The organism is Dyadobacter alkalitolerans DSM 23607 (genome assembly GCF_000428845.1).
Lineage (GTDB): Bacteria > Bacteroidota > Bacteroidia > Cytophagales > Spirosomataceae > Dyadobacter > Dyadobacter alkalitolerans.
In genome coordinates this window covers 245291-267013 of the sequence record NZ_AUAS01000009.1, presented here as the reverse complement: position 1 = coordinate 267013, position 21723 = coordinate 245291, and the positions used below count along the sequence as shown (strand labels likewise).

Sequence of the window (21723 nt, the reverse complement as noted above, 5' to 3'; positions counted from 1 at the left end):
GGTGCAGGAAGACGGCGCCTTCATTGGTTTGGCCCTTATCGTATCTGGGTGCTGTTAATAGCAGGTCGCTAAAACCATCGCCATTTACGTCCCCGGCATTGGTAACGGCCGCGCCCAGTTGGGCAGCTCCTTGATTGGAGTAAATGATCGATGCAGGAGCGATAATGACGCCATTGGCTGAACCTTTATAAATGAAGGCAGCGCCCTCATCGCCAAAATTTTTGTCATAAGCACTTGCCCCGACTACCAGATCGCTGTAACCGTCGCCATTGATGTCTCCGGCGCCCGAGACCGATATGCCGAATTGGGCGTTGGTCTGGTTGCCTTCTAAAATTGTATTTGCATTGTTGCTAATGCCAAGGGCCGAACCGTGATAGATCAATGCAATCCCTTCGTTTGTATGGCCTTTGTCAAATGCATAGGCGCCGATTACGATGTCACTGTACCCATCTCCATTTATGTCTCCGGCCCCAGCCGTTGCGTGGCCGAACTGGCCGCTGGCTTGATTGCCTTCCAGGGTAATGGCTGCGATCGGGTTAATGCCGTTTGCCGAGCCCTGAAAAATAAAAGCAGCGCCTTCGTCTGCTTGCCCTCCGTTTTCGAATGATGGTGCGCCAATTAATAGGTCGCTGTAACCGTCCGCGTTAACATCGCCAGCAAGCGATACCGACTTTCCGAAACTGGCATCGGCCTGATTGCTTTGCAAAACAGTAGCATTTACGAGGATCCCATTGGCGGAGCCGTGGTAGACAAAGGCCGCACCTTCATTGGTTTGCCCCTTGTCGTAGTAACGGGCGCCGATTACGATGTCGCTGTAACCGTCCTTGTTCACATCGCCGGCAGTGGAGACGGAATATCCATATTGCGCTTCATTTTGATTGCCTTCCAGGATTAATGCCGGGTTCGGAACCGGGCCGCTTGCTGAACCATGATAGATAAATACAGCGCCTTCATTCGTATGTCCTTTGTCGAACATCGGCGCGCCCACCAGCAAGTCGCTGTACCCGTCTCCGTTTATGTCCCCTGCGCTTGAAACGGCATAGCCTATCCACGCGCCGGCCTGGTTGCTTTCGAATGCGACACTGGCATTCGCCGGATTCCCATTAACAACAATCGGGTCAATGGTAACCGGATAGGTGGCATCCTCTACTGCCACGCTCAGCAATACCAAGTCATTTTCGTAGCTTATTGTTGCGGGCAGTGTATCGCCGTTTGCATCCCAGCATTTAATATCTTTATAAATCAAACTGCTTACAAGCTCGCCTTTCTTGTTTTCGGCATAAAATTGCAGCTGGTTATTTTGAAGATCTTTGACTTTTAAGCCTTTCGCAAATAGCCTTACTTGAAGTTCTTTTGCCGTTTTCGGTGCGGAACTGATGATGAAGTTCTGGCGTACGCCTTCCTCATTGTTTACAAACTCTTCGGTAAAGCCGTGATGCCTGATCTGCAATTTGTTATCTGCGTGGTTAAGCGTTGCATCAGTTTGCGGCCCAAGAATTTTTTGACCGTCTGCGTAAATGCCTTCATTGACGAGTTTGAAAGAGAAGTTATGGCCTGCCGAGTCAACGCGGTTGTTCACTGTCAGCTCGCCTGGTTTATAATAGGCACGCAGGCCCTGCTTGCGGTTCGGGCTTTGTAGCGATTTTTTTTCGTCGTCAAAAGAAATGTTGTATTCCCGCTTCGCAAGGCTCTGTTGAATGTTGCTGACGGTGCTGTCGTGGACGACACTGCTTTGGTTTGGGATATTCTTTGCTTTGATTTGCGTGGGAAGGTCCGGGATATGTGTGCCTGTTACCAGCTCGCTCATTTTCAATATGTAAGCCCCGGCCCACAGCATAAATAGTATGAGATAAAGGCCCTTTTTGTAGTGCTGTTTCATATTCTGAATTTTAGGGTTTTACAAATTTGCAGGTGATATAAAGTCACCATTTCGCAAATCTTAGTAAACCAAAGTTTTCAGCAACAAACCAATGAATGAACGGTGAAGTCTATTGAGCAGGAGGCAGTGGCTTGGTTTTTTCAGCTCATTTTTAAACAATAAAAAACACTATGAATACGGAACAGGACATTAAGAGAGATCTGGAAGAACGAATTCTTTCGAAACGGCAGCAGATTGAATTTGAAAGGAAAAATTTGAGTCTTGCGACCGAATTTTCGCAGGAGAACAGGGAAAATCCGGAGGTGATGGAGGAAGCAAAGAATTTTGACGATCCTGCCGATAGCGTGCTGGATAGCGATGAAGTAAAAGCGCTTAGAACAGCTGAAAAAGACTTAAACGAATTAATTCAGCAGCTTCAAGAGCTTAATAAGGGTTAAAAAGATTCGAGTTTTTCTTCCAGGAATGTTTTGTTGCGAACGAGTTCGGAAACAACTTCGCTCCACTTTCCTGGATCGTTTTGGAACGGATCATAATTGACATGCAGGCGGCCAACGACACTGAATAAATCGGAGGATTTAACGCGTAATTTAGAAACCAGCCCCAGCACATTGAAAACATCCAGAATCTGGTGGGCAGTTGTATATGAATAACTGTGCGTGGTGCAAAAAACAAGTGCTCCGTCTTTGTAATGGCATTCAATATGATTTTTCATGGCTCTGTTCAAACGTTAGTTCTAGATTCAAAATATCATACCACAAAGTCTGGAAACCGGTGCACAATTGCATATTTGTGGATCTTGAAAGAAGATGGACATTCTTTGTAGAATTTCTTAAAAGCTGTGGAAAAATGATGGGCATGCTCATATCCCAGTTTATGGGCTACTTCTTCCACAGATAGCGAACAGTCCAGCAGAAGTTTGCGGGCATATGCCATTCGTTTTTCACGCAGATAATTGAAAATAGTTGACCCAAAAAGCAGTTTGAAGCCTTTTTTGAGCTTAAACTCGTTGAGAATACAAATGCGGCTTAGCTGCGTCAAACTTAGCTCATCCAAGAAATGAGCGTCGAGATAGGCTTTCAGATGATACAATTTTTCTGCTTCATCGGGCTTGATATCTTCATGTACGGAATCTGAATTCCGGAACTGGCTGATCTGGTGACCAAGCAATTCAAGCGTTTTTGATTGGATCAACAGATTCCGGAGCGGGCCTACGGACTGGCAATTCCTTACATCATTAATCAATAGATGCATGGTAGGCGTAAGATCCATCGTTCCCTTCACGCCGGAAAAAGGTTTGTTCCGAGCCAGATTATTTAAAACTTTTTCACTCCATGCATCATCGCAGCCAATGATATCAGCGAAAAAGACTTTGTTAAAACTGATGTGAAACATTTCCAATTCTGCATGCGCCTCGACGTGGTTGATATCACCATCATTAGGCGAAAAAACGAGGTTATGCGTTGCGGAGCGCATTTTCAGTTCTTGGTTCAAACCCTTAAACTTGGTATTCAGCTTTCCCCGCATATGGAAATTGATGTTGACATTATTGCCTACATCATTCCCTTGAATGCAAATCTCCTTATTGGTGCTCCAACGCAGATCCATCACATGCATGTGCGGGAAAAGCGCATTCTTGAACCGGAGTGTTCCTACTTTTTCTTCCCGGAAACAAATGAACCCGTCACCCTGCGAAGCGTAACGATCTGCTCCGACATATTGCGGGTTGGGGTAATTGTTGAATTCAAGAATGTCGGATGAATTAAGGACATAAGCACCCATTTCGCGTTTTACAGGTTTAGTTTGTTTCGTTTTTAACCAAAACAAAAATAACCCGTTTCACTACACACGTCCATTTTGAATTAGTGAACGGAGGTAAAAAAAGCTTCGTATCAATCCTATAAGCCTCTCCAACCTAATTCCCGGTTGCCACAGGCCTATCATTGCGAGACCATTCGCTCCATGATCCCACGTAAAGTGCGGCGCCATCCATACCGGCATCGGTGAGCGCCAGCAATGTATGACAAGCCGTCACACCGGACCCGCAATGCACGATTACATTCTTCGGATCCCGTGAGCCCAATGCACTTTTATATTTTTCGGCCAATTCTTCGCTCGGCAAAAAATTTCCATCCTTATCCAGGTTTCCGGCAAAAGGAATGTTGACAGCTCCGGGAATGTGCCCTGCAACAAGATCAATCGGCTCGCTTTCACCCACATACCGATAGTTTTCACGAACATCAATCACCATATAGTCAGGATGTTCCGCTGCCTCGGCGACTTCATCGGCATCCGCACGGCGCAATTGATAATCAGCGAATGGATATCTTGGTGCGGCAACCTGGCTCTGGGATTCGCCCTTTATGATCTGGAAACCTGCTTTTTGCAGCGCTTCAATTCCGCCGCTCACTACAAATATTTTCTCATGCCCCGCAGCTTTCAGCATCCACCAAAACCGTGCAGCAGCATTTGCACCCTTTTTATCGTCATAAACAATCACGACCGCATCCGGAGTAATGCCTAATTTTCCCAGTGTTTCACCAAAGACTTCCGGAGCTGGCAAAGGATGCCGGCCACCATGGGCAGCATTGTCTGACTTCTGCGAAAGATCCGTTTCCAGATTTACAAAAAGAGCATTCTCAATGTGTGCAGAGCGAAAACGTTCCCACGCATCCGGACCGCCCCTGGCATCGACAATGATGGTTTTCTGATCTTCAATGAGCTGTCTGACATCTGCGGCTTTAATGATCTCCATAGGTTTTGGATTTGGAATTGATTGCTAAAAATATAAATATTTATGACCTGCCGTCAATTCTGAAAAGGATTTTTAACTATTTAGCAGCTCGAAAAAGTTATTAGCCAACCATGAAGAGTTCCGAATTTCTACCCGCAGACCTAGCACAATTGTCTGCATTACAGCCTCCTGACTGGGGCAGTCTGATTCCCAGATTTGAATATTTTATGAGTTCACCACGCTGCCATCCGATCAAAATTTCGGAACAGGGCGAGCTGGTAGCCGTCGGAACCTCTATTCTGCACGCCGATACGGCCTGGCTTGCCTGTGTTGTTGTGCATGCCGGGCATCGGAAAAAGGGCCTTGGAAACGCGATCACGGAAGACCTTATTGCCAACATTGACCGGACCAAATTCAAAACCATTTATCTGGATGCGACCGAATATGGATATCCTGTTTATCTAAAATTGGGCTTTGAAGTTGAAACCACTTATACGCATTTGAGGAGCACGAGCAATTTGCCAGCTGCTTCTTCATCCGAATTCATCGTGCCGTTTGAGGCACATTATCTTCCGCAGGTTCTCGCAATCGATCAGCATGTTTCAGGAGAAGACCGCAGCGGAGTGCTCTCCGATTTCATTGATTCAGCATTATTATATGTTACGGACAATCAGGTGCAGGGATTCTACATTCCGGGCTGGGGCGATGGGCCGATCATGGCCATTTCCGAGCCAGCGGGAGCTGCACTAATTAAACAACGGGCCCAGGATGAAAGCGCAGCCATATTGCCGTCCGATCACATTTATGCGATCAATTATTTAAATGAGCTTTCATTTCAAAATTATAAAATATCGCGACGCATGTCTTTAGGAGAAAAGAGAACCTGGCAACCCACTGGGATTTATAACCGCATTAGTGGTCAGTTGGGTTAAAAAAATCAATGTACATCAACCATTTAAACCAAAAGTCATGAGAAAATCCTGGTACACCCTGTTACTGGTTTTAAGCTGCGTTACATTCTCAAATGCACAAGGGAATACCGAGTATAAGGCCAAACTGAAAAAGATGTTTGAAGCCTCGGGCTCTGAAAAATCCTACAAAGTTGCGATTGAGCAAATGTTCACGATGTTCAAACAGCAAAAAACCACCGTTCCGGACAGCATATGGAAGCAATTTGAAGGCGAGTTTTTAAAGACATCACTGGATGATCTGGTGGAAATGCTGGAACCGGTTTATGTCAAGAGCCTGACGCAGGATGATTTGCAGCAACTCATTGCCTTTTATGAGACCCCTGTTGGTAAGAAATACGCTTCCAAAACGCCCATTATCATGCAGGAATCCATGCAAGTCGGGCAGCAATGGGGACGGAAAATTGCTATGGAATTTCAGGAAAAGCTGAAAGCCAAAGGTTACTGATCATCTGAGGACCAGATCGCTGATCGAGGAAAACTCCGTATGAGGAGCCATGGCCTTAATGTTTCCTTTTTTGTCTAATAAAATAAAAAAAGGCGTCTCACTAATTTTGTAACGCTGATTAAAACCATACGATTCCGGAACGGGAATGAAACCACAGTTCCGTTTCGGGATCGCATCCAGACATTCCTCTTCCGTGTTCAATGTAGTCCCTAATGACACAATGTCAATCCCTTTTTTCTTATTTTCATTAATGAAATCAGAGATCACCTTGGTGCTGGCGAACGTATAAAGGGGTTTTTCAAATTTGACCCAAAACCCGAGCAGCACATATTTCCCTTTCAGTTTCTCCGAATTATATTCCTTCCCATCCAGGCCCTGCATAACAAACGGCGGCAGAGGCTCCCCTATCTCGGGCATCAGATCCGAATTTTGCATGACCGATCCATTGTCCTGGATCAGTAACTGGCTCTTTTTTACTATTTCAAAAGACGATGCTTTCCCGAATTTGTCGAATATAGGCTGAGTCCGGTAAACGCCCGGATTTTTTCGCAACATTTCGTCATACACCGCATAGCTGATCCGCTTGCCGGAGGCGTGATCGTAGATCGGCGAATCCCTTGTCATAACGATCTGCTGGCTTACTTTCCCATTGTAACGGGTGATCTTTGGCTCCTGCGGCTGGGCATAAGCAATGGAACAAACAGTAAAGAAAAAAATGTGTAAAAAAATCTCAGTACGACCGAAATTCATCTGGAACGTTTTTATTAATTAAGATTCTGTGAGTATCAAATTTTTGATACTATATTGCACTTTCAAAACGCAAATATCGTTGTTATAACTGGTTAGTGCTTCACAATATTTTAGAGGAAGTCCACTTATTCAAAAAAATATATGTTCGAGAGGATTCGTGAGAAGTTGGAAATTTTGGCGGATGCAGCTAAGTATGACGTATCTTGTTCATCCAGTGGCAGTAATAGAAAGAATGAAAATAAGGGACTTGGCGATGCGGAGGGAACGGGGATTTGTCACACCTACACCGAAGATGGGCGCTGCGTATCGCTGCTCAAAATCCTGCTCACCAATCACTGCATCTATGATTGCGCATTCTGCGTTTCGAGGCGCAGCAATGATATAAAACGAGCGGCATTCACGGTGGATGAAGTGGTAGAGCTAACGATGAATTTTTATCGCCGCAACTATATAGAAGGTCTTTTTCTGAGCTCCGGCATCTTTAAAAATGCCGATTATACAATGGAAAGGCTGGTAAGAATTGTAAAAAAGCTCCGGAATGAGCAGCGTTTCAATGGCTACATTCACCTGAAAACCATTCCCGGAGCAAGTGAAGAGTTGTTGAAAGAGGCGGGCATGTATGCCGACAGGATGAGCATTAACCTGGAAATGCCCACCGAGTCGGGATTGAAATTGCTGGCTCCGGAGAAATCTCACGAAGATGTAAAGAAGCCGCTGAATTACATTCAGCAGAACATTACGCAGTTTTCGAGCGAAAAAGGCCTTATTAAGGCAGTCCCGAAGTTTGTGCCAGCCGGTCAGAGCACGCAAATGGTGATTGGCGCAACGCCGGAATCCGACAAGGAGATTATGCATACGGCGAATACATTCTATAAAAACTTCTCACTGAAAAGGGTCTATTATTCAGGCTACATCCCCATCAGCCAGGATGCCCGGTTGCCTGTTATAGGCTCGCAGCCGCCGCTGATCAGAGAAAACCGGTTATATCAGACAGACTGGCTGATGCGCTTTTATGGATTCGATGTTAAGGAAATTTTGAATGATGCCCATCCCAATCTCGATGTGGACATGGATCCAAAATTGAGCTGGGCATTACGGCATCTCGAAGATTTTCCCGTTGATGTCAATACGGCCGATTATAAGATGATCATGCGTGTGCCGGGCATCGGCGTGGGTTCGGCTTTGAAAATTGTTCAAGCCAGAAAATTTGGCAGGCTTCACCAGGACCAGCTTAAAAAGATCGGGATCTCATTCAATAAGGCCAAACATTTTATCAGGTATGCCGATAGTCCGCTGCAACTGCGGGACTATGAAGCGGGGCACATTAAGGCGGTGATCTTGTCGGAAAGCAGCAGTAAATACACGAAAGTCCCCAAGAACCAGCTTTCTATTTTCTGATGGAAATATTCGTGTTTGACGGGACGTTGGAAGGCTTGCTAACGGCAGTTTTTGAATGTTATCAGAAAAAATCTGAGGCTGTAAAGCTTGTCAGCCAAATTCATTATGTGCCTGATGTTTTCAAGGAAGCATTCACTGTCATTAGCGATGATGCAAAAGCAAATCGGGTGTGGAAGGGGTTGGGCAAAAAGCTGGATAGCAATTGGATGAAATCAATCTATAAAGCATTCCTTTCCGAGCAGCCCGCCACATTTCAGGATCTGTTTGAATTCATACGCTACATTATCGACAGCCCGCCGGGTGCCGAGGCTAATTTCGGAAACAAATATGTTTTAGAAATCTCGCAAATGAGCCATAAAGTTCATCGTGAGAAGCATCGGATGGAGGCTTTCATTCGCTTTCAGAAAACGGCCGACCATATCTTTTACGCGCACATTGAACCGGATTTCAATGTGCTGCCCTTACTCACAGATCATTTCAAAAACCGCTACGCCGACCAGAAGTGGATCATCTACGATTTGAAACGGAAATACGGATTATTCTACGATCTCGAAAAAGTGGAAGAGATCACTTTCGATTTTACAGCTGAAATGTCCCCGGCCCTCAATGCCCTTCCCGTAAATGTGCTTGATCCGGAGGAAGAACTATATGCGCTGCTTTGGAAAGACTACTTCCGCAGCGTCAACATTCCCGCGCGCAAAAATATGAAACTCCACATCCGCCACGTGCCTAAGCGTTATTGGAAATATCTTTCAGAGAAGCAAAGATGAAATCGCTTTTATAATATTGCTTTGCGAACTTAAATTATGAGTACACCAAACTTATTCGATGTCAAATCAACAATTTAGTCGAATAAATTTGGAGTAATGAAGAGTTTTAATGTGTAAACGGTAGTTTTCAATTATTATTCGGTCCAGTTGTAGACTATAAATATATTAAGTTTGAAATGCACTATCCGCTTGTGGGTTAGCATTTTATACACAAAACTTAATAATATGAAACATCTGTTTTACCTGACTTTATGCTGTATGCTGTCCTTCGGGGCCTATGCTCAGATCCCTACTGAGAATTATAGGTTTTATGTAGATGAAGGTCGGAAAATGATCGTCTGCAATCAGGTTCCAACCCAGGGACAAATAACCGGTTCACCAATTCAAATGCAGTTCGGGGCCAAAGTTTTTACTTTCCCGGGAAGTGTCACGACACTTACACACGGAGTGAAATACCTGGTGACAAACGGTGGACAGCAATATACTTTATACTTCACGCAACTCCCATTAGTCAACCTGGATGTGCCGGACCCTTCTCAAATTAACCTGGAAGAGGAAATCCCCGGCGGCATATCCATCGCGGAGGCATCCAACTCTCCCCTGATCTCCAATATGGCCATCCGTATTCGGGGCAACAGTTCTTCATTTTTCCCAAAAAAGAATTATCGGGTGCAGTTTAAAGATGCGCAGGGAAAGAACAAAGATGAATCCATTCTGGGGCTGAGGAGCGATAAACGCTGGCTATTTTTTGGTATGTGGAATGAAGAATTGCGTGCTACAAACAATGTTTCGCATAATCTCTGGATCGATATGCATAAGCTCTATTACGCTTCATCAGAGCCATCAGCCGTTTCCTCGATCCGCACACGATATGTGGAGGTTTTTATGAATAAATCGTATAAGGGTGTTTATATGATCGGTGAGGATATGGACCGCAAGCAACTGCAATTGAAGAAGAATGACGGCGATGTGATCAGAGGCGAATTGTTCAAAGCGGATGACTGGTCACTTTCAGCTGCATGGGAAGGAATTGGCGTGGCAAGACCAGTGGCAGGCGCGGAAGAATGGCAGAGCTGGGAACTGGAATATCCCGATTACAGCGATTGGAACAATCATCAAAATTTGTTGAAAGGCGTTATTGAATCATCAGACGATGAGTTCCGTGCTAACATCTGGACGCTTTTCATGCAGGAAAATGTTATTGACTATTTCATTTTCCTAAACCTGTTATCGGTGGAGGATAACATGGAAAAGAATTATTTTGTCGGTCGCTACGACCAGGGACAGCCCTGGTTTTTTATTCCCTGGGATCTTGACGGGGCCTGGGGCTACTTTCCGGATGGGGTCAGAAGTAATAAAACGCAGGGCGACAGGCAAAATGGGTTATTTAAAAAGCTCTTCCGCGTTAATCCTGATGGCTTTAAAAACAAACTCGCCACCCGTTATTTCGAGCTCAGACAAAATATTCTCGCAGAAGCCAATCTTAAAAACCGTTTCCAGGCAAATTACAACTTGCTCAATTCCAACCTAATTTACGAGCGCGACGCAGCCGTTTCACAAGACAATTACGGCGGCGCCAATCGTTCCGGAGGTTTGGCATACGTCAACAACTACATTACGCAAAGGCTCAGCTGGCTGGATGCCTATTTCTGCCCTATGAAGGATGGAGGCTGCAATGGCCAAGCAACCTGCGCATTTGACATCACAGCGAATGCTTCCAACACCAGTCCGGCTTGCTCTGCAAATGTATCATTATCAACCAATTGCACAGGCGCAGATTGCTCAGGCGTAACGTACACCTGGACAGGAAATGGCATTAACCAAACGGGAAGCTCGATTACCATTGCAGCTCCGGGCGCAAATGGTTCCTATGTTTACACTGTAAAAGCATCTAAAAGCGGCTGTGCGGATAAAACGGCGACAGTGACTTTGAACATTGCCAATTGCAACCCGCCAGTGGGCAACGATCCATTCAGCGCATGCCTGGAAGCGGAAAACCAATCTGGAAATGGTTCTATAACCGGCGATCCGAATGCCTCTAATGGCAGCACGCGCGGTGATAAAGATAATTACAATCACTATGTTGACTATGCAGTCAACGGTGTGAAAGCAACCGGGACGCATCAGGTGAAAGTTCGTTATTATGCCAACGCATCAGCCCAGGCAAGTTTTTCTGTGAATGGAAATGTGGTTATACCATCGGCCAGTTTTCCTCCCACTTATTCCTGGAACATTGTTTGGCGCGAGGAAACATTCAATGTAACATTGAATCAGGGCAATAATACGCTCAGGATTCAGGGACTACCGGGAGCCAGCATTCGGCAGGATAAAATATGCGTGACCGGCCCGGGCGGACAAAACCCGCAACAACCGACTTGTGCATTTGACATTACCGCAAATGCTTCCAGTACAAACCCAGCCTGCTCTGCCAATGTTACATTATCATCCAGCTGCACGGGTGCAGATTGCTCGGGCGTAACGTACACCTGGACAGGAAATGGCATTAACCAATCCGGAAGCTCGATCAACATTGCGGCCCCTGGCGCAAACGGTTCGTACGTTTACACCGTAAAAGCATCGAAAAATGGCTGCGCGGACAAGACCGCAACGGTAACATTGAACATTACCAATTGCACGCCGCCGGTCGGTGGTGATCCCTTCAGCGCATGTTTGGAAGCGGAAAACCAAAGTGGGAATGGCTCTATAACCGGCGATCCGAATGCCTCTAATGGCAGCACGCGGGGTGATAAAGACAATTACAATCACTACGTGGATTACGCCGTCAATGGGGTGAAAGCGACCGGCTTGCATCAGGTAAAAGTGCGCTATTACGCCAATGCTGCTACGCAGGCGAGTTTTTCAGTGAATGGCAATGTGGTGTTACCTTCGGCCAGTTTCCCTCCTACTTATTCGTGGAACATTGTCTGGCGAGAAGAAACATTTAATGTAACACTAAATCAGGGCAATAATACGCTCAGGATACAGGGACTGCCGGGAGCCAGCATTCGGCAGGATAAAATATGCGTGACAGGCCCGGGCGGACAAAACCCGCAACAACCGACTTGTGCATTTGACGTCACGGCAAACGCTTCCAACACAAATCCGGCCTGCTCTGCAAATGTGACATTATCAACCAATTGCACAGGGGCAGATTGCTCTGGCGTAACGTACACCTGGACAGGAAATGGCATCAACCAAACCGGAAGCTCGATCAACATTGCCGCGCCAGGCGCAAATGGTTCCTACGTTTACACTGTAAAAGCATCCAGAAATGGCTGCGCCGATAAAACGGCAACGGTAACTTTGAACATTACCAACTGTGCGCCTCCTGTCGGCGGTGATTTTGCATTGTGTCTGGAATCGGAGTTACAGGGTGGGAACGGCGCGATTTCCGGCGACCCCAATGCTTCGGGCGGCAGCACGCGCGGATTGAAAGAAAATTCCAATCACTATGTCGATTATGCAGTGAATGGCGTCCCAAGCGCCGGGACATACCAATTGAAATTGCGCTATTCGGCGAGTTCAAATCCTAATATTTCGATTTCGGTAAACAATGTTACGGCAATTGCAGCGGTTAATCTGCCTGCCACATATTCCTGGAACATTGTATTTCGTGAGGAGGTGTTCAATGTGACGCTTGCAGCAGGCAATAACACGGTGCGTATCCAAGGCTTAAATGGCCCGAGTATCAGACAGGATAAGGCTTGCTTCACCAGCAGCGGGCAGAACAATGCAAGGTTGGGCGCGCCGGAAATTATGTTCAGTCCGGGCGGAGCTGACGAACGCCTGAATGTGTTCCCTAATCCCGCACCCGGAGAGTTTAATGCAAAATTCAACCTTTCCAGCCCGGATGGAGCAACCATTACCATCACTGACATTCGCGGTCGCGTTTGGCATACGGCAAAAGTGAAAGGAACTGGCATCCAGGAAGCAAAAATTAAGCTGCCTGATGCGCCTGCGGGGGTTTATTTGCTTCAAATTAAAAGTGGAGAAACAACGGAAACGAAGAAGTTGGTGATCACGCATTGATAAAACCGTTATCAACAGCAAAAGCCGAGCATAACCCGGCTTTTGCTGTTTTTTTCAACCACTATGCAGTTACTTGATCTTCGTTCCAAGCCAGTCTTTGCGGAATTTTTTCATTTCTTCTGTCACAGGCAAGCCGGCCGTTTCATTTAGTTCTACCACCCATTTCGGGTTTTCGATTAATGTGATCATGCCAAGTTTGACATCCTCACGGTGACGGTATTCAATGCCAATTTCCTCTCCCGGCTTGTGCGCATTAAGGTTGACATTTAACTCAGCTTGCGTTGTCACAGTTTTTCCATCCACTTTCAATATCTGGTCGTCGACATCCAGGCCTGCCTTGTACAGGGGTGAATCAATGATTGTGTTGGATAAAATGGTAAGCTCCGTTCCTTCCTTATACCGCACATCCCCGATCCATGCTTTGCCGGCAAACTGTCTTTTCAAAGTCAAGCCTGCCATTTGAAGCAATGGCGCATAGTCGAAGGATTCGTGGCCATTGATATATTTTGCAAAAAAACCTTCTGCAAACGTTTTGTCCTTGCTGTAAGCCACAAGCACATCCGCCAGGTCACTCACTCGATAGGCTATTTCCGGTTTTCCCAGCTTTTGCCAAATGGCCTGCATATATCCGTCCAAAGTGAGCCCCCGCGCACGCAGTTGAAGATCAAGCGCCAGTGCAATAGACGCGCCGTAAGGATAGTAAGAAGTGTAAATGTTGGGATAATTTGTCTTATCAATCGAAACACCAGCATCCACGAAAACCGCATTGTTACTAGCCTGGACTGGCGAAATGCGCTTCGCGCCAGCTGTATTTTCTTTGGTATTGACCAAAAAACTCAATGTCTGGCAATATTCTTCAGGTGAATCAAAGCCGGCACGGGCCAGAATAAGGTCGCCGTAATATTGTGTAAAACCTTCGGCGAACCAAAGCTCGAAACTCATGTTACTCTTTTCAAAATTGAATGGTTCGAGCGTTTTCGGGCGGATTCGTTCGACATTCCAGGCATGAAAAAACTCATGGGAAAATACGCCCAGCAAATTGTTTGCCCCCGTGAAAGCAGTGGGAATCGAGATCATTGTGCTGTTGCGGTGCTCCATGCCATCACCCCGCACATATGGATTAATGCTGGCAAGAAATGTATACTGGCCGAAATCGAAAGCCGGAAATTCGCCGAATATCATCTGGCTTTCCTGTGTAATGCGTTTGATTTTCGCTGCAAAACTGTCTGCCAATGAATCGCTTCCGGCAATTTCAAGCGCAAGTCTGAATTTCACGGGCTTCTGATCCGGGTTAGTTAATGTCCACTCCTTCATAATCAGCTTCCCGATCTTGATCGGAGAATCCATTAAATATTGCAGGTCTGATGCACTGAATGTGTTTGGTTGGGCGGCAGGTTTGAGCTGCGTCGCAATGGTCCATTTTCCTTCTTTGGGCAAATTGAATTTTACCTCAATCGGTGCATTCTGCAATTCCTTTACCCATAGAAAAGTGGCGGGTGCATTCAAATGAATGCTGTTCTGGTCTAAACCGGCGTAAGTCCCGTCGGCATGATTGGCGTAAAGCGTGTATTGTACTTTTACAAATCCATTTAATCCTGAAACTTTATAAACATCACCGTCGACACGTTCGATTGGCATTTCGCGGCCTGCTTTATCCATTGCTTTTACGTCGTAAACATTCTTTCCGTACTCGTGTGTGGCATAGCGGCCGGGAGAAGAGCGGCTCATGCGGAATGTCAGTTCTTTCTGAGGCGCATCGGTGACCGTTACGGCAATGCTGGCTTCGTGGTGGATGAGGTTAGGAAAAGCAATGTCATAATTAATCTTTTGCGCAAAAGCGTTGCCTGCAAAGCATGTGAGCGAAAACAGGTAAATGAGTTTTTTCATAGCAGCTTTAAAATGAAAACGGAAGCGGCCAATTTAATCTTAATCTTCTACATTTAATACGGCGGTGATTGCACTGAGCGGATAATTGCTTAATTTTTCCGTTCTAAATGATATCCTAACCTGAAATAAGCTCATTGATGAAACAAATACTTTTGCCTTTCTGCATCCTTTTCTTTCTTAGCGTTTCCCACCAATCACAGAGCCAGACAAAAACACTTTTCAACGGCAAGGACTTAAAAGGCTGGCACATTGACGTTCCCGATATGGATAAAGATCCTGCGCTGAAAACACCGTTCCTTGTGCGTAATGGTCTGTTGGTAAGCCTTGGAACGCCGGGAGGACATTTGATTACGGACGATCAGTATGAGAATTTTCGTTTCACATTTCAATATCGCTTTGCTGGTAAGCCGGGCAATTGCGGCGCACTTGTTTTCGTTTCTACGCCCAGAGCCCTTTATGAAATGTTTCCAAAATCCATTGAGGTGCAACTGATGAACCAGAATGCTGGTGATTTCTGGTGCATTCAGGAAGACATCACGGTGCCGGAAATGGAGAAAAGACGTGGCCCGAAAGAAAAATGGGGCGTTAATGGCGACAAACTGAGAAGAGTCCCCAACCTGACGGACGGCACGGAAAAGCCGCTGGGCAAATGGAATTCCATGACGATCGAATGTGTAAAAAATTCAATCAAAGTGTGGCTGAATGGCGTGATGGTCAATTATGGTTATAATGCGACGGCACAGAAAGGACAGATTGCTTTGCAGTCGGAAGGATCGGAAGTTGAGTTTAAGGAAGTGAAAGTTGCATCTATTAAATCGTTCTCGAAATAAATGTTTGATATAAAATCGGACCGGCTGATCAGGAACATAGCCATTTTTTTAATCCTAATTTCCAACTTCGGCTGCGACCAGATATCAAAGAATGTCGTTCGCAAAAATGTCGGTTTTTATCAAACGATAAGCGTTGTGGAAGACATTGTGACGATCACTTACGTCGAAAACACTGGTGCTTTCCTTAGCATTGGTGCCGGGCTTCCGCATACAATGAAGGTCATCTTACTCTCAGTTATTCCGCTGATCGTGCTCTTTTTTGGCGTTGCCTACATATTGCTGAAAAGAAACCTCACGCTTATGAGCGCGCTGGCGCTGAGCTTTGCCATCGGCGGCGGCATAGGAAATATTTATGACAGGCTCATTCACGGTTCGGTTACTGATTTTCTTCACATTAACCTCGGCTTCTTCCAAACCGGCATTTTCAACATGGCCGACGTGTCGATCATGATGGGCATGTTCATCTTTTTTATCCAATCTTACACAAGGCAAAAAGCAAGAATTTTAAGATAAAATGCAAAATCCCAGCGGGATATAATATCGGTAACGCCCTGCCGCCATCTAGCTCATAAACTGAAATCCCGGAGGGATGCAACAACTGGTATATCGTTGCATCCCTCCGGGATTTCAGTTTACCCGACCTTTTTTTTCTACAAATATTGCATCCCTCCGGGATTTTTAGCTTTGCTGGGGTGTATTCTAGGTGATTTTTCTTTATGCAAAAAAGGCCTCCCTAGGGAAGCCTTTTTGCACTTATACATGAAATATCACCTAATTTACGCAGCTGCAACCGATTTGCGAATAATGTTCAACGCAGAACCTGCTTTGAACCATTCGATCTGCTGCTCATTGTAAGTGTGGTTTACCGGAAACTCTTCGCTTGTGCCATCTGCATGGTGCAAAACGATGGTTAACGGCTGGCCTTCTGCAAAAGTTTGCAGTCCGACAATGTCAATGGTATCGTCTTCCTGTATCTTATCATAATCACTTGTATTAGCGAACGTCAATGCGAGCATTCCCTGCTTTTTCAGGTTCGTTTCGTGGATACGGGCAAATGATTTTGTCAAAATGGCCCGGACGCCAAGGAAACGCGGTTCCATCGCTGCATGTTCGCGGGATGAACCTTCTCCGTAGTTTTCGTCACCCACAACGATCGTTCCGATCCCATGCGCTTTGTAATCACGCTGCACCGCGGGGACTTCTGAATATTCGTGCGTAAGCTGATTTTTGATGGTGTTGGTTTTCTCATTATAGTAGTTAACCGCACCAATCAGCATGTTATTAGAGATATTATCAAGGTGACCGCGGTATTTCAACCATGGGCCAGCCATTGAAATATGGTCTGTCGTACATTTTCCTTTTGCCTTAATCAGCAGTTTCAAACCTCTCAGGTCTGTTCCTTCCCATTCAGCAAATGGTTCCAGCAATTGCAAGCGGTCCGAGGTAGGGCTTACTAAAACCTGAACTTGGCTTGGATCCTCCGCAGGAGCTTGGTAGCCAGCGTCTTCCACGGCATAACCTCTTATAGGCTGCTCCAGACCGGTTGGCTCGTCCAGCATTACTTCGACACCTTCCGAATTCACCAGCTTATCTGTTCTCGGATCAAAAGTAAGGCGACCAGCAATCGCCAGTGCAGTTACGATTTCAGGCGAAGCTACGAATGAGTGCGTGTTTGGATTACCATCCGCGCGTTTGGAGAAGTTACGGTTGAAGGAAGTGATAATAGAGTTCTTCTCTCCTTTTTCAGCACCATGACGCGCCCACTGACCAATGCAAGGTCCGCAAGCATTTGCCAGCACAACGCCGCCGATTTTGGCAAATGTATCGAGGTAACCATCGCGTTCCACCGTATAGCGAACGAGTTCCGAACCTGGCGTAATGGTATATTCAGAGCTTACTGTCAACTTTTTATCAACTGCCTGCTGCGCCAGAGACGCCGCACGGCTAACATCCTCGTAACTTGAATTCGTACAGGATCCGATCAATCCAACAGAAAGCACTTCCGGCCAGCCGTTTTCTCTAACCGCAGTTGCGAATTTAGATAGCGGCCAGGCCAAATCCGGCGTAAACGGTCCGTTCACGTGTGGCTCCAATGTCGATAGGTCCAGCTCAATCAACTGATCGTAATAGGTAGCAGGATCTGCATAAACCTCATCATCCGAACGCAAATAGTCTTTCACTGCATCAGCAGCTTCGGCAATGTCAGCTCGTTCTGTTGCTCTTAAATAAGCCGCGCTTCTCGAATCATAAGCGAATATCGAAGTAGTAGCACCAATCTCCGCACCCATGTTACAAATTGTCGCTTTACCGGTTGCCGAGATGCTTTCCGCTCCATCGCCAAAATATTCAACAATGTAACCGGTCCCACCTTTTACGGTTAACTGACCTGCTACCCAGAGAATAACGTCTTTCGCAGCAGTCCATCCGCTTAGCTTACCAGTTAGTTTAACACCGATCAAGCGAGGCATTTTCAGCTCCCAGGCAAGTCCGGACATAACATCACTGGCATCCGCGCCACCCACACCGATCGCGATCATTCCCAAACCACCTGCATTAGGCGTGTGTGAGTCCGTCCCGATCATCATTCCGCCCGGAAATGCATAGTTTTCAAGCACAACCTGGTGAATGATACCAGCACCTGCACGCCAGAAGCCTAAGCCGTATTTATTGGAAACCGAAGAAAGGAAGTCGTATACTTCTTTGTTCTTGTCAACCGCATTTTTCAAATCCTGCGTCGCCCCAACCTCTGCCTGGATCAAGTGATCGCAATGCACGGTTGAAGGAACTGCAACCTGCGGTCTTCCGGCTTGCATGAATTGCAACAGCGCCATTTGGGCCGTGGCATCCTGCATAGCCACACGGTCGGGAGCAAAATCCACGTAGGACTTGCCGCGCTCGTAAACTTGTGTAGGTGTTCCTTCCCACAAATGGGAATATAAAATCTTTTCTGCAAGGGTTAAAGGCCGCCGCTCTATCTTACGAGCAGCTTCCACCCTTTCCTGCATACGGGCATAAACGCCCTTAATCATGTCTAAGTCAAAAGCCATAGTAATTATTATTTATGCTAATACATTCACACGCGTCAACAACTGTGCCAGTATCGATTATCTCGCCAATTGTTTAACTGGCGGTGTAAACTTCGTCAGGTCAATGCCAACCACTGCTGCTTTGTATTCCTCAATGTTCGGAATGCGTCCGAGGATTGCGGACAAAACAACAACCGGTGTAGATGCCAGCAATGACTCTCCTTTTTTACGATCCGAATCTTCAACAACCCTGCCTTGGAACAAACGAGTGGAAGTTGCCAGAACCGTATCCCCTTTCGCCGCCTTTTCCTGGTTGCCCATGCAAAGGTTACAGCCCGGACGTTCCAGATACATCATATTTTCATATTCCGTACGCGCCGCTACTTTCGGAGCGTTATCGTCAAATTCAAAGCCTGAGTATTTTTGCAAAACATCCCAGTCTCCTTCTTTTTTCAGCTCTTCTATAATATTGTAAGTCGGCGCTGCCACAACCAGCGGAGCGAAGAATTCAACTTTGCCTTTTTGTTCTTCCAAATTGCGGAGCATTTGAGAAACAATTTTCAAATCCCCTTTGTGAACCATACAAGAGCCTACAAAACCGAGATCAACCTTTTTGTCCTCTCCATAAAAAGAAAGCGGACGGATAGTATCGTGGGTGTAACGCTTTGAAACCTCCTTATTATTTACATCCGGATCGGCAATCATCGGTTCAACGATTGCGTCGAGATCAATGACAACTTCTGCATAATATTTTGCATTTGCATCAGGCACCAAAGCAGGTTTTTCACCGGATTTGATTTCAGCAATGCGCTTATCCGCCTTGTTGATCAGTCCCTGAAGAACCTGCTTGTGGTTCTCCATGCCCTTGTCGATCATGATCTGAATCCTGTTTTTGGCAATTTCCAGGGATTCGATCAACGTGTCATCTTCTGAAATACAAATGGAAGCTTTCGCCTTCATTTCCGCGGTCCAGTCGGTGAATGTGAATGCCTGGTCGGCTGGTAATGTTCCCAGATGCACTTCAATGATGCGGCCCTGGAAAACGTTTTCGCCGCCGAACTTCTGCAACATCTGCGCCTGCGTGGCGTGAACGACATCACGGAAATCCATGTGGTCTTTCATGTCACCTTTGAATGTTACCTTAACGGATTCGGGAATTGGCATCGAAACTTCACCGGTTGCAAGCGCGATCGCAACAGTTCCTGAGTCAGCACCGAAGGCAACGCCTTTGGACATTCTCGTATGCGAGTCACCACCGATAATGATTGCCCATTCGTCAATCGTAATGTCGTTAAGGACTTTGTGGATCACATCGGTCATCGAGTGATATTCGCCTTTGGGGTCACGCGCGGTGATGAGGCCGAAATCATTCATAAACTTCATCAGTTTCGGAATGTTAGCCTGCGCTTTCTTATCCCAAACCGACGCTGTGTGGCAACCAGACTGATAAGCTCCGTCCACAATCGGTGAAATAGTGGTCGCAGCCATTGATTCCAGTTCCTGAGCGGTCATTAACCCCGTCGTATCCTGTGAACCAACAATGTTAACCTCTACACGAACATCAGAACCAGCATGCAAAACTTTACCAGGTGTTGTGCCAACGGCATTTCTGTTAAAGATTTTTTCAACTGCCGTCAGACCCTGGCCTTCATTTGATATCTCCTTTGAAGGTGCAAAAACGAGCGTGGGCTCGATGCCTAAGATCTTTGCCGCAACCGTTTGTATTTTTTTACCAAAAACAATGGCATAGGAGCCGCCTGCTCTGATAAATTCCTTTTTCTGCGGCGTAAGCGCTTTGGAAATGTCAATCAGTTCCTTGTCGCCGTAGTACAGTTTTTTTGTTTTTGTATTAATGGTCAAAACAGTGCCCGTAGCAACAGAATAAACCTCTTCCAAAACAGGATCTCCGCTTTCGTTACGCACAACGTTTCCGTTCTCGTCCACTTTCTTCACCCAGTTTTTCAAATCTATTCCAATCCCGCCTGTAACATCAACAGTGGTTAGGAAAATAGGTGAAATACCATTTGTTCCACCCACAATAGGCGCAATGTTAACATAAGGGATATACGGACTCGCCTGCTTGCCAGTCCAGAGCGCCACATTATTCACACCTGACATCCGCGAAGAGCCCACGCCCATCGTGCCTTTTTCGGCAATCAGCATCACACTTTTGTCAGGATGCTCTTCCTGTAACGCTTTGATCTGCTTCTGGGCAGTCGTTGTGATCATGCATTGACCATGCAGTTCACGGTCAGAACGCGAATGCGCCTGATTACCCGGTGAGAGCAAATCTGTTGAAATGTCCCCTTCTCCGGCAATGAATGTGACAATCTTAATTTCTTCCGGTATTTCAGGCAGTAATGTGAAGAATTCACCGCGGGCATAACTTTCAAGGATTTCCCGAGCGATTTCGTTGCCGCTTTTAAATGCTTCTTTCAGACGGTCTGTGTCTGCATCATATAAGTACACCTGCGTTTTAAGCACCGCAGCCGCTTGTTTTGCAATCGAATAATTTTCACCCAAAGCAAGATCCAGCAATACGCCGATGGAAGGACCGCCCTTCATGTGCGACAGCAATTCAAATGCAAAGGCCGGTGATATTTCTGCTACGATGGATTCGCCAAGAATGATTTCTTTCAGGAACCTGGCTTTCGCACCGGCGGCGCTTGTTGTTCCTGGTAATGTGTTGTAGATAAAAAATTTAAGAGAGTCTTCGCGATACTCATTTTCCGTATCCTTTATCTGTGCGATGATTTCTCCCAGTAACTCAGCGCCGTCGATAGGCTTAGGATGAAGTCCCTGGGCTGCTCTTTCTTCAATTTCCTTGATGTAATCCTTATAAATGTTCATAGTGAAAAATACAATATACGCCTCAATTAGGTGGAAGATTTTTGATCATTAAAACACGCGAAAGTACGAATTTACGGCATAAGCTGAGGCCTGCCTGCCGCTTTTCACTACTATTTAGCATCATTATATACTAAGGACGCATTTAAATAACCTCGCC

At 46.1% G+C, this 21723-nt stretch carries 16 protein-coding genes; 8 read left to right on the top strand and 8 right to left on the bottom strand.

From position 1 onward, the window contains the following. Positions 1-1879: integrin alpha (locus tag G395_RS29780; RefSeq protein WP_211237791.1), on the bottom strand; the 1879-nt coding region annotated here is incomplete at its 3' end. A 170-nt stretch (positions 1880-2049) separates the two neighbouring features. Between G395_RS29780 and G395_RS0119115 the strand changes: the two genes are divergently transcribed. Continuing rightward, positions 2050-2316 carry a hypothetical protein gene (locus G395_RS0119115; RefSeq protein WP_026631536.1) on the top strand — a complete coding sequence of 89 codons (267 nt, stop codon included), beginning with the start codon at positions 2050-2052 and terminating at the stop codon, positions 2314-2316. On the opposite strand, the gene G395_RS0119110 is transcribed toward G395_RS0119115, so the two are convergent. The 3 genes from G395_RS0119110 to G395_RS0119100 form a co-directional block, all read right to left on the bottom strand. Then, the gene (locus G395_RS0119110; protein WP_026631535.1) at positions 2313-2591 is read right to left on the bottom strand and encodes a hypothetical protein; all 279 of its coding nucleotides are present in this window, start codon (positions 2589-2591) and stop codon (positions 2313-2315) included. The genes G395_RS0119115 and G395_RS0119110 overlap by 4 nt on opposite strands. Positions 2592-2626: 35 nt before the next feature. After that, a complete protein-coding gene (locus G395_RS0119105) occupies positions 2627-3658 on the bottom strand; it encodes a helix-turn-helix domain-containing protein (protein WP_026631534.1) in 1032 nt (343 codons plus the stop codon). A gap of 133 nt (positions 3659-3791) precedes the next feature. Further along, the gene (locus G395_RS0119100) at positions 3792-4631 is read right to left on the bottom strand and encodes a sulfurtransferase (protein WP_026631533.1); all 840 of its coding nucleotides are present in this window, start codon (positions 4629-4631) and stop codon (positions 3792-3794) included. A 110-nt stretch (positions 4632-4741) separates the two neighbouring features. Here G395_RS0119100 and G395_RS0119095 point away from each other — a divergent pair, with 110 nt between their 5' ends. After that, positions 4742-5542: a GNAT family N-acetyltransferase gene (locus G395_RS0119095; protein WP_026631532.1), complete on the top strand. Its 801-nt coding sequence runs from the start codon at positions 4742-4744 to the stop codon at positions 5540-5542. A 37-nt stretch (positions 5543-5579) separates the two neighbouring features. Next, positions 5580-6026, top strand: a complete 447-nt coding sequence (locus tag G395_RS0119090; protein WP_026631531.1) for a DUF2059 domain-containing protein — start codon at positions 5580-5582, stop codon at positions 6024-6026. Here G395_RS0119090 and G395_RS0119085 read toward each other — a convergent pair whose 3' ends face one another. Then, a complete protein-coding gene (locus G395_RS0119085) occupies positions 6027-6776 on the bottom strand; it encodes a TlpA family protein disulfide reductase (RefSeq protein WP_051350251.1) in 750 nt (249 codons plus the stop codon). 141 nt (positions 6777-6917) lie between these two features. On the opposite strand from G395_RS0119085, the gene G395_RS0119080 reads away from it, so the two are divergent. From G395_RS0119080 to G395_RS0119070, 3 genes are all read left to right on the top strand, one after another. Continuing rightward, positions 6918-8174, top strand: coding sequence for a putative DNA modification/repair radical SAM protein (locus G395_RS0119080; RefSeq protein WP_026631529.1), 1257 nt, complete (start codon positions 6918-6920; stop codon positions 8172-8174). Continuing rightward, positions 8174-8944, top strand: coding sequence for a TIGR03915 family putative DNA repair protein (locus G395_RS0119075; protein ID WP_026631528.1), 771 nt, complete (start codon positions 8174-8176; stop codon positions 8942-8944). The genes G395_RS0119080 and G395_RS0119075 overlap by 1 nt, the downstream gene beginning before the upstream one ends. Before the next feature lie 225 nt (positions 8945-9169). Then, entirely contained in the window at positions 9170-12973 is a 3804-nt protein-coding gene (locus G395_RS0119070; RefSeq protein WP_026631527.1) for a CotH kinase family protein, read from the top strand. A gap of 69 nt (positions 12974-13042) precedes the next feature. Here the strand turns inward: G395_RS0119070 and G395_RS0119065 are convergent, their stop codons facing one another. Then, on the bottom strand, positions 13043-14860 hold the full coding sequence (locus G395_RS0119065) for a M61 family metallopeptidase (RefSeq protein WP_026631526.1): 1818 nt from the start codon (positions 14858-14860) through the stop codon (positions 13043-13045). Between the two features lie 137 nt (positions 14861-14997). Here G395_RS0119065 and G395_RS0119060 point away from each other — a divergent pair, with 137 nt between their 5' ends. Both G395_RS0119060 and lspA read left to right on the top strand, forming a co-directional pair. Continuing rightward, entirely contained in the window at positions 14998-15690 is a 693-nt protein-coding gene (locus G395_RS0119060; protein WP_026631525.1) for a 3-keto-disaccharide hydrolase, read from the top strand. Further along, complete coding sequence (lspA, locus tag G395_RS0119055; RefSeq protein ID WP_035361743.1) at positions 15691-16203, top strand: signal peptidase II; 513 nt, start codon at positions 15691-15693, stop codon at positions 16201-16203. A 263-nt stretch (positions 16204-16466) separates the two neighbouring features. Here the strand turns inward: lspA and G395_RS0119050 are convergent, their stop codons facing one another. Both G395_RS0119050 and G395_RS0119045 read right to left on the bottom strand, forming a co-directional pair. After that, the gene (locus tag G395_RS0119050) at positions 16467-18737 is read right to left on the bottom strand and encodes an aconitate hydratase (RefSeq protein WP_026631523.1); all 2271 of its coding nucleotides are present in this window, start codon (positions 18735-18737) and stop codon (positions 16467-16469) included. A gap of 57 nt (positions 18738-18794) precedes the next feature. Continuing rightward, positions 18795-21566: a bifunctional aconitate hydratase 2/2-methylisocitrate dehydratase gene (locus G395_RS0119045; RefSeq protein WP_026631522.1), complete on the bottom strand. Its 2772-nt coding sequence runs from the start codon at positions 21564-21566 to the stop codon at positions 18795-18797. Positions 21567-21723: the final 157 nt, after the last annotated feature.

Excerpts from the sequence above, each read along its gene's own strand:
- G395_RS0119050 (WP_026631523.1), bottom strand. The coding sequence starts at position 18,737 with ATGGCTTTTGACTTAGACATGATTAAGGGCGTTTATGCCCGTATGCAG.
- G395_RS0119065 (WP_026631526.1), bottom strand. The coding sequence starts at position 14,860 with ATGAAAAAACTCATTTACCTGTTTTCGCTCACATGCTTTGCAGGCAAC.
- G395_RS0119095 (WP_026631532.1), top strand. The coding sequence starts at position 4,742 with ATGAAGAGTTCCGAATTTCTACCCGCAGACCTAGCACAATTGTCTGCA.
- G395_RS0119070 (WP_026631527.1), top strand. The coding sequence starts at position 9,170 with ATGAAACATCTGTTTTACCTGACTTTATGCTGTATGCTGTCCTTCGGG.
- G395_RS0119090 (WP_026631531.1), top strand. The coding sequence starts at position 5,580 with ATGAGAAAATCCTGGTACACCCTGTTACTGGTTTTAAGCTGCGTTACA.
- G395_RS0119105 (WP_026631534.1), bottom strand. The coding sequence starts at position 3,658 with ATGGGTGCTTATGTCCTTAATTCATCCGACATTCTTGAATTCAACAAT.
- G395_RS0119060 (WP_026631525.1), top strand. The coding sequence starts at position 14,998 with ATGAAACAAATACTTTTGCCTTTCTGCATCCTTTTCTTTCTTAGCGTT.
- G395_RS0119115 (WP_026631536.1), top strand. The coding sequence starts at position 2,050 with ATGAATACGGAACAGGACATTAAGAGAGATCTGGAAGAACGAATTCTT.
- G395_RS0119110 (WP_026631535.1), bottom strand. The coding sequence starts at position 2,591 with ATGAAAAATCATATTGAATGCCATTACAAAGACGGAGCACTTGTTTTT.
- G395_RS0119045 (WP_026631522.1), bottom strand. The coding sequence starts at position 21,566 with ATGAACATTTATAAGGATTACATCAAGGAAATTGAAGAAAGAGCAGCC.
- G395_RS0119075 (WP_026631528.1), top strand. The coding sequence starts at position 8,174 with ATGGAAATATTCGTGTTTGACGGGACGTTGGAAGGCTTGCTAACGGCA.
- G395_RS0119085 (WP_051350251.1), bottom strand. The coding sequence starts at position 6,776 with ATGAATTTCGGTCGTACTGAGATTTTTTTACACATTTTTTTCTTTACT.
- G395_RS0119080 (WP_026631529.1), top strand. The coding sequence starts at position 6,918 with ATGTTCGAGAGGATTCGTGAGAAGTTGGAAATTTTGGCGGATGCAGCT.
- G395_RS0119100 (WP_026631533.1), bottom strand. The coding sequence starts at position 4,631 with ATGGAGATCATTAAAGCCGCAGATGTCAGACAGCTCATTGAAGATCAG.
- lspA (WP_035361743.1), top strand. The coding sequence starts at position 15,691 with ATGTTTGATATAAAATCGGACCGGCTGATCAGGAACATAGCCATTTTT.